This window comes from Embleya sp. NPDC005575 (genome assembly GCF_040605455.1).
Lineage (GTDB): Bacteria > Actinomycetota > Actinomycetes > Streptomycetales > Streptomycetaceae > Embleya.
On sequence record NZ_JBEXCV010000007.1, the window covers coordinates 1 to 11,342 of the forward strand.

15 protein-coding genes and 1 tRNA gene are annotated in these 11,342 nt (G+C 68.0%); 3 read left to right on the forward strand and 13 right to left on the reverse strand.

Annotated elements, in window-relative coordinates; all coding sequences use genetic code 11:
* Both ABZS54_RS03755 and ABZS54_RS03760 read right to left on the reverse strand, forming a co-directional pair.
* A partial coding sequence (locus tag ABZS54_RS03755; RefSeq protein ID WP_355530680.1) for an IS3 family transposase occupies nt 1-681 on the reverse strand: 681 nt, incomplete at its 3' end.
* The gene (locus ABZS54_RS03760; RefSeq protein ID WP_355530683.1) at nt 678-986 is read right to left on the reverse strand and encodes a transposase; all 309 of its coding nucleotides are present in this window, start codon (nt 984-986) and stop codon (nt 678-680) included. The genes ABZS54_RS03760 and ABZS54_RS03755, both read right to left, overlap by 4 nt.
* A 68-nt stretch (nt 987-1,054) precedes the next feature.
* On the opposite strand from ABZS54_RS03760, the gene ABZS54_RS03765 reads away from it, so the two are divergent.
* Complete coding sequence (locus tag ABZS54_RS03765; protein WP_355530686.1) at nt 1,055-1,336, forward strand: hypothetical protein; 282 nt, start codon at nt 1,055-1,057, stop codon at nt 1,334-1,336.
* 378 nt (nt 1,337-1,714) lie between these two features.
* On the opposite strand, the gene ABZS54_RS03770 is transcribed toward ABZS54_RS03765, so the two are convergent.
* The 7 genes from ABZS54_RS03770 to ABZS54_RS03800 form a co-directional block, all read right to left on the reverse strand.
* Nucleotides 1,715-3,010 (reverse strand): hypothetical protein, encoded by a 1,296-nt coding sequence (locus ABZS54_RS03770; protein WP_355530689.1) that lies wholly within the window; start codon nt 3,008-3,010, stop codon nt 1,715-1,717.
* A 242-nt stretch (nt 3,011-3,252) separates the two neighbouring features.
* Nucleotides 3,253-4,011 carry a class E sortase gene (locus ABZS54_RS03775; protein ID WP_355530692.1) on the reverse strand — a complete coding sequence of 253 codons (759 nt, stop codon included), beginning with the start codon at nt 4,009-4,011 and terminating at the stop codon, nt 3,253-3,255.
* 70 nt (nt 4,012-4,081) lie between these two features.
* On the reverse strand, nt 4,082-5,182 hold the full coding sequence (locus ABZS54_RS03780; RefSeq protein ID WP_355530695.1) for a class E sortase: 1,101 nt from the start codon (nt 5,180-5,182) through the stop codon (nt 4,082-4,084).
* Between the two features lie 233 nt (nt 5,183-5,415).
* Entirely contained in the window at nt 5,416-6,054 is a 639-nt protein-coding gene (locus ABZS54_RS03785) for an aminodeoxychorismate/anthranilate synthase component II (protein WP_355530698.1), read from the reverse strand.
* Nucleotides 6,051-6,308: a hypothetical protein gene (locus ABZS54_RS03790; protein WP_355530701.1), complete on the reverse strand. Its 258-nt coding sequence runs from the start codon at nt 6,306-6,308 to the stop codon at nt 6,051-6,053. The genes ABZS54_RS03785 and ABZS54_RS03790 overlap by 4 nt, the downstream gene beginning before the upstream one ends.
* Nucleotides 6,309-6,354: 46 nt before the next feature.
* Nucleotides 6,355-7,047 carry a class E sortase gene (locus tag ABZS54_RS03795; protein WP_355530704.1) on the reverse strand — a complete coding sequence of 231 codons (693 nt, stop codon included), beginning with the start codon at nt 7,045-7,047 and terminating at the stop codon, nt 6,355-6,357.
* A gap of 49 nt (nt 7,048-7,096) precedes the next feature.
* Nucleotides 7,097-7,804, reverse strand: a complete 708-nt coding sequence (locus ABZS54_RS03800) for a DUF881 domain-containing protein (protein WP_321184055.1) — start codon at nt 7,802-7,804, stop codon at nt 7,097-7,099.
* Nucleotides 7,805-7,976: 172 nt separating this feature from the next.
* Between ABZS54_RS03800 and crgA the strand changes: the two genes are divergently transcribed.
* Complete coding sequence (gene crgA / locus ABZS54_RS03805; RefSeq protein ID WP_355530707.1) at nt 7,977-8,228, forward strand: cell division protein CrgA; 252 nt, start codon at nt 7,977-7,979, stop codon at nt 8,226-8,228.
* A 193-nt stretch (nt 8,229-8,421) separates the two neighbouring features.
* Here crgA and ABZS54_RS03810 read toward each other — a convergent pair whose 3' ends face one another.
* Both ABZS54_RS03810 and ABZS54_RS03815 read right to left on the reverse strand, forming a co-directional pair.
* Nucleotides 8,422-9,303, reverse strand: a complete 882-nt coding sequence (locus ABZS54_RS03810) for a rhomboid family intramembrane serine protease (RefSeq protein WP_355530710.1) — start codon at nt 9,301-9,303, stop codon at nt 8,422-8,424.
* 62 nt (nt 9,304-9,365) lie between these two features.
* Nucleotides 9,366-9,896 (reverse strand): peptidylprolyl isomerase, encoded by a 531-nt coding sequence (locus ABZS54_RS03815; RefSeq protein WP_355530713.1) that lies wholly within the window; start codon nt 9,894-9,896, stop codon nt 9,366-9,368.
* 201 nt (nt 9,897-10,097) lie between these two features.
* Between ABZS54_RS03815 and ABZS54_RS03820 the strand changes: the two genes are divergently transcribed.
* Complete coding sequence (locus ABZS54_RS03820) at nt 10,098-10,700, forward strand: DUF5324 family protein (protein ID WP_355530883.1); 603 nt, start codon at nt 10,098-10,100, stop codon at nt 10,698-10,700.
* Between the two features lie 135 nt (nt 10,701-10,835).
* Here the strand turns inward: ABZS54_RS03820 and ABZS54_RS03825 are convergent.
* Both ABZS54_RS03825 and ABZS54_RS03830 read right to left on the reverse strand, forming a co-directional pair.
* Nucleotides 10,836-10,908 (reverse strand) — tRNA-Ala (locus ABZS54_RS03825).
* A gap of 136 nt (nt 10,909-11,044) precedes the next feature.
* Nucleotides 11,045-11,182, reverse strand: coding sequence for a DLW-39 family protein (locus ABZS54_RS03830; RefSeq protein WP_020557117.1), 138 nt, complete (start codon nt 11,180-11,182; stop codon nt 11,045-11,047).
* Nucleotides 11,183-11,342 lie beyond the last annotated feature (160 nt).

Below are 11,342 nucleotides of genomic sequence, written 5' to 3' on the forward strand. Positions count from 1 at the left end.
CCAGCACTGGCCGGTCCTGCCGACCGAGAGTCGGATCCCGAACCCGTCGGCCAAAACAGCGAGTTCACGACTGGTGTATTGGCAGCCGCGATCGGAATGGAAGATCGTTCCCCGCTGCGGGCGCTGTCTGCGGACGGCGTCGCGCAGAGCGTCGGCGACCAGACTGGTGCGCAGGTGGTCGGCGGTTGCCCAGCCGACGACCTTGCGGGTGGCGATGTCGATGACGGTGGCGAGGAACAGCCAGCCTTCGCCGGTCGCCAGGTAGGTGATGTCGCCGCACCAGCGCGCTCCGGACACGGACGGGCCGGGCCCGAAGTCCCGCTCGACCAGGTCCGGGCGGTTCGCGGCGCGCGGGTCCGCGACGGTGGTGCGGTGCCCGCGCCTGCGATGCCGGCCGGCCAGTCCGGCCCGACGCATGAGCCGGGCGGTGCGGCGGCGCCCGACACGGGCGCCGCCGCGGACCAGGACCGCATGGATGCGCGGGGCACCGTAGCTGCCGCGCGATGCGCGGTGGGCCTGCGTGATCTGCTCGGTCAGCTCCGCATCGCGCACGGCGCGAGGGCTGGGCGCCGCAGTTCGGCGGTGGTAGTAGGCGGCTCGGGAGACCTTGAGGAGTTCACAGGCGCGTTTGACACTGTGACCTGCACGTTTCTCCGCCTCGATGAACGGGTGCACCGTCACCGGGTCTCCTTCGCGAAGAAAGCCGTGGCCCGCTTGAGGACTTCCACATCCTGGCGCAACCGCTGATTCTCCCGCCGCAACGCGGTCAACTCCTCGCGTTCGCCGCTGGTCAGGCCCTCACGCTCCCCGGCGTCGACCTCGGCTCGCACGACCCAGTCGCGCACCGCGGTCTCGGTCAGATCGAAATCCTTCGCGACCTGACCGACCGAACGATCACCGCGCCGACACAGCTCGACGATCTCGGCCTTGAACTCCGACGTGAACGAGCGGCGAGGCCGAGGCTTCTTCTTCCCCATACGCTCCATGATGGACATCCTCCCAAGAGGGGCAAAGCCCTCAGACAGGGTGTCCGTCAAACCGGATCAAGCCCAGGGTGCGCGTGATCGATTGGGCATGGTCGGCGCGAGGTGCCGCGTGGATCGATGCCGCGTACGTGGTCGTCCGCCTCATGCACGAAGGCCACACACCCGAAGCGGCCGAAGCGTGGGCGATGCACGTGCCCGCTTTCGCCAAGGCGCCCGACCGGGTGATCGACGCGTTCGCCGCGAAACTCTCCGGAATGTGGGAGTTCATCACCCGATCCCCCCGGGCACGGCCGCACTCCCGAGCACTCGCCGACACCGCCCGGGAATGGGCCCGATACCGGCTCGACTGACACCACGACCCGTGAACCGAAGCGCCCGGGGCCGTCGCCCAACGGTCCCCGGGCCGAGCCGATCAGCGATCCCTGAAGAGGCGAGCTCTTCCTTCGCTGTCCGGCGATTGAGGTCGAGGTCTCGGCGGACACCAGCGGCTGGGAGCGCCTCTCCGGGCGTATGTCCGGCCGGCGAGGTCCCGGCGGCCGACCACCGGCGTGGAGCCCTCACAGAGGCTTGGGAGGCCGTGAAGGGCCCGGACTTGTTCGGCGCGCCACAAAGGGCGTAAGAAGCTCTCTGCGGAGCGGGCTGCGTTGTCGCCGTCCGCGTCGCCGAACGGGCGTACGTCGAGCCGGCGCCCCCAGAGCGTCGCGAGGGACCACTTGCCCGAGTCCGAATCATTGGCTCTCGGGGACTTCGACTACGTCGTATCGGGTACGACGTCGCGCGTTCCATTCGGCGGTGTACTCCGGAGCCGGTCCGCTGAGCAGCCAGGTAGCCAGTCCGATGCCGCCACCGGCCAGGGTTCCCAAGGGTGACGCTGTGGCCAGGGTGCCGGCCGCACCACCGATTGTGCTGACGATCGCGGTTACGGACCGGCTGGACAACGATGCCGGAACGCGGGCATCCACGCCGCCGACGTGGCTTAATCGCTCACCGACGTTTTGCAACCCCTGGATGTCGGAATCGGCGTGCCAGGCGTGCAGATCATCACGGCAGGCATCCAGGAAGTCATGCCATTGTCGCCTTGTCAGGCGGCCGAGAAGGTGCTTGTACTCATGCGGAAGAACGATCGTACGTGACGGATCCCGATAGGCGAGGGCGGCTCGGCGACGGACGCCACGCAAGGGTTCGGTGTCCTCGCTCGAAAGCCCCACACCGTGTGTGATGGCGATTGCTCGGTAGTAGCAGCGGTCGAAGGCCTTCCGAATCGTCTCGGCGTCGGACAACTGGGCCAAGTCCGAGGCGTCGAGTGTGGTGCTCAGTTCACGCCAGGCAAGGCTGCGCCTGCGTTGACCGTTGTTCGGGTCCAACGTTGCCGGAGAAACTACGCGTTCCGCGGCGCTCCTGCCCGCAGACGTCAGCAACGGCAACCGGTCGAAGCCTTCGGCGGCAAAATAGCTGGAATCATCCGGTATGAGGCGCTGCGGAATGGTGGTCAGCCGCCCCTCGTCCTCGGCTGTGAGCCAGAACCGCCAGGCCCTTCGCAGGCGGCGGCACTCGGTGGCTTCGACGAGGTTGGTGTCGCGCAGCAGTCCCACGAGACCGTCAACTACGCCGTCACGTGTGCAGCGTCGGCTGACTTCGTCGGCGGAGTAGTTCGCGGCCAGTGCTTCCTGAATCGCGCGCCTTTGGTCGTACGGTGCTGCCAGCGATGTGAACAGGAAGCCGCGGTGCGCGATGTCGAGAAGCGAACCGGCCAGTGATCCACCCTCGGTCAGCACTTCGAACGGGTATCGCCCGTCACCTGATTCACTGCCCAGCGCAAGGTCGAGCGCGCCCGCGTCGGCGAGGCGGTGGAATACCGAACCGTCCAGGAGTTGCGCCGGTGTCATGACGCGGCGCGGTGCGCGAATGGTGTCCCAGCGCAGTTGACCGAGGACGTCCGGGGGTAGTGGGCCCAGCACCATCGAGGCGATTCCGCCCCGGGCCTCCAACTGCAGCCTCTGGTGCGGCGAGTCGTACCACTGCACCAACAACGATGCTGTCGGAAGTGCCACAGTAGCCCCCAACCACTGATACGACCTGGTGGCAGGGTAATCGATTCGAGCGAGGAATGTTCGATAGTGAGAAGAATGTCTGCTTTTGAATGACCCTGGATGGTCAAGTGAGGATCACGAGCAATTCTTCGCCCAATTCTTGAGATTGGGCTTGCCGGTCAAGTAGTCGGCCGGCGAGATACCGGGGCCGGAGCCGGGCGGCTCCGGCGGGTGGGTCAGCGCAGGGCCGCCGGTTTCTTGTCGCCCTGTTTGGCGTCGGTGGTGGTGAGTTCGCCCCAGTAGATCATTCGGTTACGGGAAGTGAACTCCGGATCGCACGTGGTCAGGGTGATCAGCCGGCGGCCGGCCGGGCCGCCCAGGTCCGGCGGGCGCGCGGTGAGCACCGAGCCGTTGGACGGCTTGGTGATGAACGGGCCCTTGACGATCGTGTAGGTGAACCACTGCGTCTTGGTTTCGACGACCACCTTGTCGCCCGGCTTGAGCTTGTTGAGGTAGCGGAACGGCTCGCCGTGCCCGTTGCGGTGGCCGGCGAGCCCGAAGTTGCCGGGGCCGCCGGGGCCGACGTACGGCGGGTAGGTGTAGTGGCCGACGCCCTTGGAGAGGGACGCCAGGCTGGATCCCTCGATGATCGGCTGGAACCAGTCCGAGCCGAGTCTGGGGATCCACAGGATGGCCAGCGTCTCGCCGCGGATGCTGTGCGAACCCGACACCTTCTGGCCGTCCTTGCCGCCGTCGACGCTGACGTCGGTGGGGCCTTCCAGGACGTCGCTCGGCGGCAGCGCACCGGGCGGTTCGGCGTCCGCCGCGGGTCCCTTGGCCCAGACCTTGCGCAGTTGCTCCACTTCGCTCCGCGCCTCGGCCTGGGCCTCGAAGTTGGTCCAGTAGAGCTGGTGGACACACAGCAGCAGACCGACCAGGCCGAGTGTCAGGAGGAGTTCCGCCCCGACGCGAATGGTCTTGCGTACAACGCCCATGAACCGACAGCTTGGCACAGACAAGCAGTTTGGTCAGGTCCCGGAGACCGGAATGTGATGCGCTGCGCCGTTACTTGGCCGCGGCGAGCAGCGCGTCCGGCTTTCCCTGCGTCCGGGGCCGCTCCTCCTCCAGATGTCCCCAGACGATCAGCCGGTAGGTGGACGCCCCGTCGGGGGTGCACGTGGTGAGCGTGATGTAGCGGCCGGCCTTCTTGTACGGCCCCTTGTCCGGGATCGGGTCGATCACCTCGATGTGCTGCGGCGAGGTCTGCGGCAGGTCCGCGTCGATGGTGTACGTGAAGTAGGTCGTGGCGGTCTCCACGACCACCTTGTCGCCCGGCTTGAGCTTGTTGATGTAGCGGAACGGCTCACCGTGCCCGTTGCGGTGCGCGGCCACCGCGAAGTTGCCCTGGGTGTTCCACGGCATCGCCGTCTGCGGGTCCGTGTAGTGGCCCACCAGGCCGTTGTTGAGCACCTTGGCCCGGTCGGTGCCCTCCGCTATCGCCTGCTTCTCCATTCCGATCCTGGGGATGTACAACAGCGCGAACCCCTTGTTCGGCGCGACGAATTGGCCGGGGGCGCGCGGGTTCACCGCAGCCGGGTCGCTCCAGCTCTGCTGTATGTTGTGCGCCTCGTCCCGGGCCTTCTCCTCCGCCACGATGTTCGTCCACCACTTCAGGTAGACCACGTACAGGACCAGCAGCAGGCCCACCGTCATGGCGAGTTCGCCGACGAGTCGGGCACCCGCGGTCAACACCCGTGAACCCATCGACGGCTTGGCCGCCCGACGCCGGGCGGCCCGACCGGCCCCCTCGGCGACCGCCGGGCCCGCGGGCGGTCGGCCGCCGCCGGGCCGGCCGGGCTTCTTCCGCTGCGCCTTGCGTCGGGCCGCCCGCCCACCGGGGACGGTCGAAGTCGCGATCGTCGGACTCGACCGCACGGCCGGGGCGAGGGACGGGTCGAGCGACGGCGGGTCGCTCGCCGGATCGAGTACCGGTTCGACGGTGGGATCGAGCCGCGGGGCGACGGCCGGGCCGAGCGCCGGCCTGCCGATCGGTGCCCCCGCACCGGCCCGAGGCCACGCGTTGGGGCCGTTCGGGGCCTCGGCCGACGACGGTCGAACGGCGGGCAACCCCGCCGCCACCCCCGGGGTCGCGGGGAACGGTCGCACCGGCGTGACCGGCGGCGTCCCTACCGGAGTCTGCGGGCCGGCTCCGGCCGCCCGGTTCTGCGCAGCCCGCCGTCGCGCCGCGCGGCCACCGGGAATCGGCTCGGAAACGGCGGGAAGGGCCGCTGTGGGCGGTTCCGCGAAGCGGGGCTGGACGAGGTCACCCGAATACGCTCCGGGCACGTACGGGGCGATCTCGCCGGATCCGTACCCGCCCTCGGGTGTCGGGGCCTCGGTCAGGCCGGGAGCGGCGTGCGCCCCACGACGGGAGCCAGTCCCACCGACCGGGCCGGCGCCGTCGGGTCCCCGCACGTCATCAGCCAGTTCGCCAGCATCCGGTGGCCGTACTCCGTCAGCACCGACTCCGGGTGGAACTGCACGCCTTCGACCGGTCGGTCGCGGTGCCGCAGGCCCATGATCACGCCGGTCTCGGTCCATGCGGTCACCTCCAGTTCGGCCGGAATCGTGTCCGGATCCACCGCGAGCGAGTGATAGCGCGTCGCGGTGAACGGCGACGGCAGGCCGGCGAAGACGCCCGCCCCCTCATGCAGCACAGGGCTGGTCTTGCCATGCAGGAGTTCGGGGGCCCGGCCAACGGTAGCGCCGTGCGCCGCCGCGATGGACTGCATCCCCAGGCACACCCCGAAGACCGGCACCCGGCCGCCCTCGCGGCGGACCATCTCCATGCAGATCCCGGCCGCCTCGGGCGTCCCGGGACCGGGCGAGAGCAGTACGCCGTCGAACTCCTCGGCCTCTTCGACGGTCACCGCGTCGTTGCGTCGGACCTCGCAGGTCGCGCCGAGTTGGTACAGGTACTGCACGAGGTTGAAGACGAAGCTGTCGTAGTTGTCCACGACGAGAATGCGCGCACTCATCCGGGCAGCCCTCCCGGCAGCGCCGTGGGGGAGGTCGCACCGGTCGCACCGGCCGGGCGCGGTGCGCCGCCGGGGCCGGTGGTGTTCGTGACGTTCTCCTGATCGACCGTCACATCGCTGAACGGGAGCAGGGGTTCCGCCCACGGGAAGACCCACGTGAACAGCGCGTACACGATCGCCAACACCAGGAGCAGGGAGATCAACAGCTTCACCCACGCGTTCCCCGGCAGAGTGCGCCAGATCCAGCCGTACATCAGGCCCAGGCCCTCTCTCGCTCGCCGCCCGCGCGGCTCGACTCGCTCATCCCTGCAACGCCGCCGGTTTGCCCGCCGCCAACGGAGTGCGCGACTCCAAGTGGCCCCAGACGATCAACCGGTGGGTGCTGCCGAACTCAGGTTCGCAGGTGGTCAGGGTGATGTATTTTCCGGGAGTCCTGTAGGCCTTCTCCGGGACCGCGTCGAGCACGTGCACGTCCTCGGGAATGGTCTTCAGGACCGCCTTGTCCCCGCTGAGGCTGATCGGCTTGTCGATCGAGTAGACGAACCACTCGGTGATGCCCTCGATCACGATCTTGTCGCCCACCTGCAGCTTGGGCACGTTCAGGAACGGGTCGCCGTAGGTCTTGCGGTGCCCGGCGATCGCGAAGTTGCCGTCATCGCCCGCCTGCGCGCTGCCCTTGTACCAGCCCAGGCCCTTCTGCAGTTCCTTGGGCGAGACGCCGGGACGGATCGTCTTGTACCAGTCGCTCCCGAAGCGGGGCACGTACATGGTGCCGAACGGTTCGCCGTCCTCGTACGGAGCCTGCTTGGGCGTCTGCGCGACCGGTACGTCCTTGGGCACCGACGCCACGATCCGCTTGCGCGCCTCGTCGAGCCTGCGCATCTCGTCGGCCCGCGCCCGATCGGCCAGTACGCCGGTCCAGTAGAGCTGGTAGACGACGAACAACAGGATGACGACGCCCAGCGTGATGAAGACCTCCCCGAGGCCTCGCATCGTGGTCCGCAACACTGTCGTCAGACTCCCCTCGGTTCACCGCTGCCGATCACGTCCCGGAGACTTTCGCATACTCCAGGCCAAGGGGTCCCGTATACCCCGGCGCGTCCAGGCGCTTCTTGTCCTCGACTTTCCAACCGAGTCCGAACGCCTCCACGTAGTCCGTGTAGTTGGACACGCTCTTGCTCTGCTCCAACGCGCGCCGCAGGGCACCGGTGTCGCCCACCGCCGAGATCACGTACGGCGGCGAGTACACCCGACCGTGCAGGATCAGCGTGTTGCCGACACACCGCACGGCCGAAGTGGCCACGATCCGCTGGTCCATGATCTGGATCGCCCGTGCGCCGCCGCTCCACAGCGCGTTCACCACGCCCTGGATGTCCTGCTGGTGCACCACCAGGTCGTCCGCGGTGGGCTCGCGCACTCCGGGCACCCGCGACTTGGCGTCCGGCGGGGCGTCGGTCAGGGTCACCGTCAGCCCCTCCCCGGACACCGGGGTGACCCCGGCCGGATCCGCGACCGCGTCGATCCGACCGCGTGCCTGCGGGTCGTTGGCCTGCTCCTGCACGAGCGAGTCCACGTCCTTTTGCAGCCGGGACAGATCCTGCTGGGCACTCTCGTTGCGCCTGCCCTGGTCCCGGATCACATCGGACAGCCGAAGCATCTGCGCGTCGCTGCGCAGATTGGTGCCGTGCGAGGTGTCCGCGCTGATCCAGAACAGCAGCCCGGCCAGGGCGAACACCACAAGAGCGGACAACCGGGGTACGATCGCACGCCAAGTCGTTCCGAACGGCCGCATGGCGGAGATACGCACGTCGCCGTACCCTCCTTCCGGACCTGACAGCGACTACGCTAACCGACACATCACCGGATCGTGTCGCGTGTGCTGCGCACCCACTCGTCCGGCTACATCGACAGGAGAGACTCTCGTGCCGAAGTCCCGGATCCGTAAGAAGGACGACTTCACCCCGCCGCCGCCCAAGAAGACGACCATAAAGCTGGACTCGCGCCGCTGGGTGGCGCCGTTCATGTTGGCTCTCTTCGCGATCGGCCTGCTGTGGATCGTGGTCTTCTACGTGACCGACATGCGCTTCCCGATCGAGTCTCTGAAGAACTGGAACATCGTCGTCGGCTTCGGCTTCATCGCCGCCGGCTTCGGCGTGTCCACCCAGTGGAAGTAGCGCATCGGCGCAGCTCAGCGAGTTTTCCGAGGGAGACTCCACAGAGTTATCCACAGTGGGGATAACCAAGCGGATCCTGTGGATAACCCTTCACGATCCAACGAGTGGCCGGGATGCGAGTAACGGCTCGCATCCCGGATTCATCACTCTGGGTCAATAGGGCGATCCATCGCGTGACACCTCGGTCGGTCGATCAGCCGATCTGGGCGGTCCGGATCAGCACGATCGCCACGATGACCGCGGACACCGCGACCAGGCTCCCCACCTGGATCAGCGTGCGATTGCGTTGCGGTGCGTAGACCAGGCCGATCGCGGCCAGGGTGCCCGTGACCAGTCCGCCGATGTGCGCACGCCAGTCGATCGTGCCCATGTTGAGAAACGTGATCATCAGGTTGAGCACGAGCAGGATGGTCAGCGGCCGCAGGTCGTACCGGAGTCGGCGACCGAGCACGATCATCGCGCCGAACAGGCCGAACAGCGCCCCGGACGCACCCAGCGAGCCCTGCCGCGGGTCGGCGATCAGGTACGACAGCGCGGTGCCGCCGAATGCGGAGACCAGGTAGAGGGCGAGGAACCGGCTCCGGCCGAGCGCGGCCTCCAGTGGGGGCCCCAGCATCCACAGGCCGACCATGTTCAATCCGATGTGCCACACCTGCTGATGCAGGAACGCCGCGGTGAGCAGGCGGTACCACTGGCCCTCGGCGACCCCCTGCCACTCGCCCCCGTCGAAGAACCGGCCGACCAGGATCATCCTGTCGACGAACTTGTCGCCGATCACCAGCACCAGGAGGAAGACCGCGAGGTTGAGCCCGATCAGGGTCTTGGTCACGATCGCGTTCGCGGTCGCGGATGCGACTCGGCCGCCGGCCACTGTGCGCGCCTCGCGTACCTGACGGGTGCCGTGCCGTACACAGTCCGGGCACTGGAAACCGACCGACGCGCTCACCATGCAATCGCCGCACACCGGGCGCTCACAGCGGGTACAGCGAATGTTCGACTCACGGTCGGGGTGCCGGTAACACACGGGCGGACCGGCCGGTCCGGCCGCACCCGGTCGTTGTTCGTCGGGGCTCATGCTCACCTTCGGACACGTGACGCGGGCCGGGACCCGAAGGCCCCGGCCCGCGTGCTCGGGGTTCAGGACTTGACGGTCTCGACCTCGACGGTGTTGATCACGACGTCGGAGGTCGGACGGTCCCGCATGTCGGTCTCGGTACCGGCGATCGCGTCGACGACCTTTCGGCTCTCCGCGTCGGCGACATCGCCGAAGATGGTGTGCTTGTGGTTCAGGTGCGGCGTGGCACCCATGGTGATGAAGAACTGGGAGCCGTTGGTGCCCGGTCCCGCGTTGGCCATCGCCAGGAGGTACGGCTTGGAGAACTGCAGATCCGGGTGGAACTCGTCGGCGAAGCGGTAGCCCGGGCCGCCGGTGCCGGTGCCCAGCGGGTCACCGCCCTGGATCATGAAGTTGGCGATGACACGGTGGAAGACGGTGCCGTCGTACAGCCGGTCGGTGGTCTTCTGCCCCTTGCCGGGGTGGACCCACTCGCGCCGGCCCTGGGAGAGTTCCACGAAGTTCGCGACCGTCTTCGGTGCGTGGTTCGGGAACAGCCGGATACGGATGTCCCCGTGGTTGGTCTTGATGGTGGCGAAAAGTTCCTCGGCCACTGATGCGCCTTCCCTACGGTTACACGGACGGTCTTCTTGAATCCTCGAAATCCTCGCATGCCCCGGCCGGCTCCTGCCACGAGACCGCCGCAGGCACCGTTCCACCGTACGGATCCCCGGCACGAGGGGGGCGCATGATCCCGGGATCGTCGGGAACAGATAGCGGATGAACCCGGCGAGTAGGAGGATGTCGTGACCCGCATGGATCCGGTACGTGAGGCGACCGGCAGGACCAGGGAGCGCCTCGCCCCACACGCCGCCAACGCCAAGGACGCGGCGGCCCACTACGCGGGCGCGGCTCGTGATCTGGCGGTCGAGACCACCCGCGAACGTGTGGTTCCCGCCCTGGTGTACGCCAAGGACAATGCCGGCCCGCGCGTGGAGCACGCCGTCGAGGTGGCCCGGCAGCGGGTCCGCCACGACGTGGTGCCGCGCGTGTATCAGGCGGTCGATCAGGCCCGGGTCGCCGCCGAGCCGGTCCGCGACGAGGCCCGCTCCCGGGCCGGTGCGGCGCTGTCGGTGATCAAGGGCGAGGTGACCGCGGCGGAGATCGAGAAGGTCGCCCGGAAGAAGCGACGACGCGGCCGCGGCCGGCGCATCCTGTTGATCACCGCGGCCGCGGGCGGCGGCTATGCGGTCTTCGTGTGGTGGCGTCGGCGCAACGCGCAGCCCGAGTGGCTGACCGACGAGCCGGACCCCACGCTCCAGGGCTCCGCGACCACGCCGAAGACCGTCGAGTCACTCGACAATGAGGCCAAGCCCGCGGAGGACGAGTTCCGCTCGAGCACCCCGAAAACCGACTGACCACGACACGCGCTCGGCAGGGGCCCGCGGCACCATTCGATGCGGCGGGCCCTGCGTCGTGCGCGTGGGCCGGGCGGGTAGACAAAAAAAGACCCCGCCGACTGCGTAGTCGCAAGTCGGCGAGGTCTGATCCTGTGGAGCCTAGGGGAGTCGAACCCCTGACATCTGCCTTGCAAAGGCAGCGCTCTACCAGCTGAGCTAAGGCCCCTCGGTGTCCGAACCAGATTACCGGTAATCGGAGTCGGTGTTGGACAATACCTCACCCGGAGAAACGGACGTTTCACGTGAAACGTGCGTTTCTCCGGATGGGTTCAAGCTTCTGCGGGGTCTCCCACAGGATCTGCTCAGCGGGTGGCAGTACCCGCCGGAACCGCGTCCGTCGCCTCGGTCCACAGATCCTGCTCGGCCCGATCCGCCTGGATCTGGCGGTAGACCAACAGGCCACCTACAGCAGCCAAAGCCACCAGGATCAGCTTCTTCATCAGCGTGGCCTCTCCGTCCTGCGAGTGACGTTCGTGCACCTGTCCGCACGCCTGGGGCGCCGCGGCCGGGTTGGGCTCGACAATAACAGGTGCACGGAGGCACCGACCAATACCGAAACCCCCGGTCAGGCGGCAATCGAGGCCACCCACCGCCGTGGAA

What these genes read in the sequence shown, in the direction of transcription:
- ABZS54_RS03760 (WP_355530683.1), bottom strand. Translation starts at nt 986, where the DNA reads ATGGAGCGTATGGGGAAGAAGAAGCCTCGGCCTCGCCGCTCGTTCACG.
- ABZS54_RS03775 (WP_355530692.1), bottom strand. Translation starts at nt 4,011, where the DNA reads ATGGGCGTTGTACGCAAGACCATTCGCGTCGGGGCGGAACTCCTCCTG.
- ABZS54_RS03785 (WP_355530698.1), bottom strand. Translation starts at nt 6,054, where the DNA reads ATGAGTGCGCGCATTCTCGTCGTGGACAACTACGACAGCTTCGTCTTC.
- ABZS54_RS03790 (WP_355530701.1), bottom strand. Translation starts at nt 6,308, where the DNA reads ATGTACGGCTGGATCTGGCGCACTCTGCCGGGGAACGCGTGGGTGAAG.
- ABZS54_RS03795 (WP_355530704.1), bottom strand. Translation starts at nt 7,047, where the DNA reads ATGCGAGGCCTCGGGGAGGTCTTCATCACGCTGGGCGTCGTCATCCTG.
- ABZS54_RS03810 (WP_355530710.1), bottom strand. Translation starts at nt 9,303, where the DNA reads ATGAGCCCCGACGAACAACGACCGGGTGCGGCCGGACCGGCCGGTCCG.
- ABZS54_RS03820 (WP_355530883.1), top strand. Translation starts at nt 10,098, where the DNA reads ATGGATCCGGTACGTGAGGCGACCGGCAGGACCAGGGAGCGCCTCGCC.
- ABZS54_RS03830 (WP_020557117.1), bottom strand. Translation starts at nt 11,182, where the DNA reads ATGAAGAAGCTGATCCTGGTGGCTTTGGCTGCTGTAGGTGGCCTGTTG.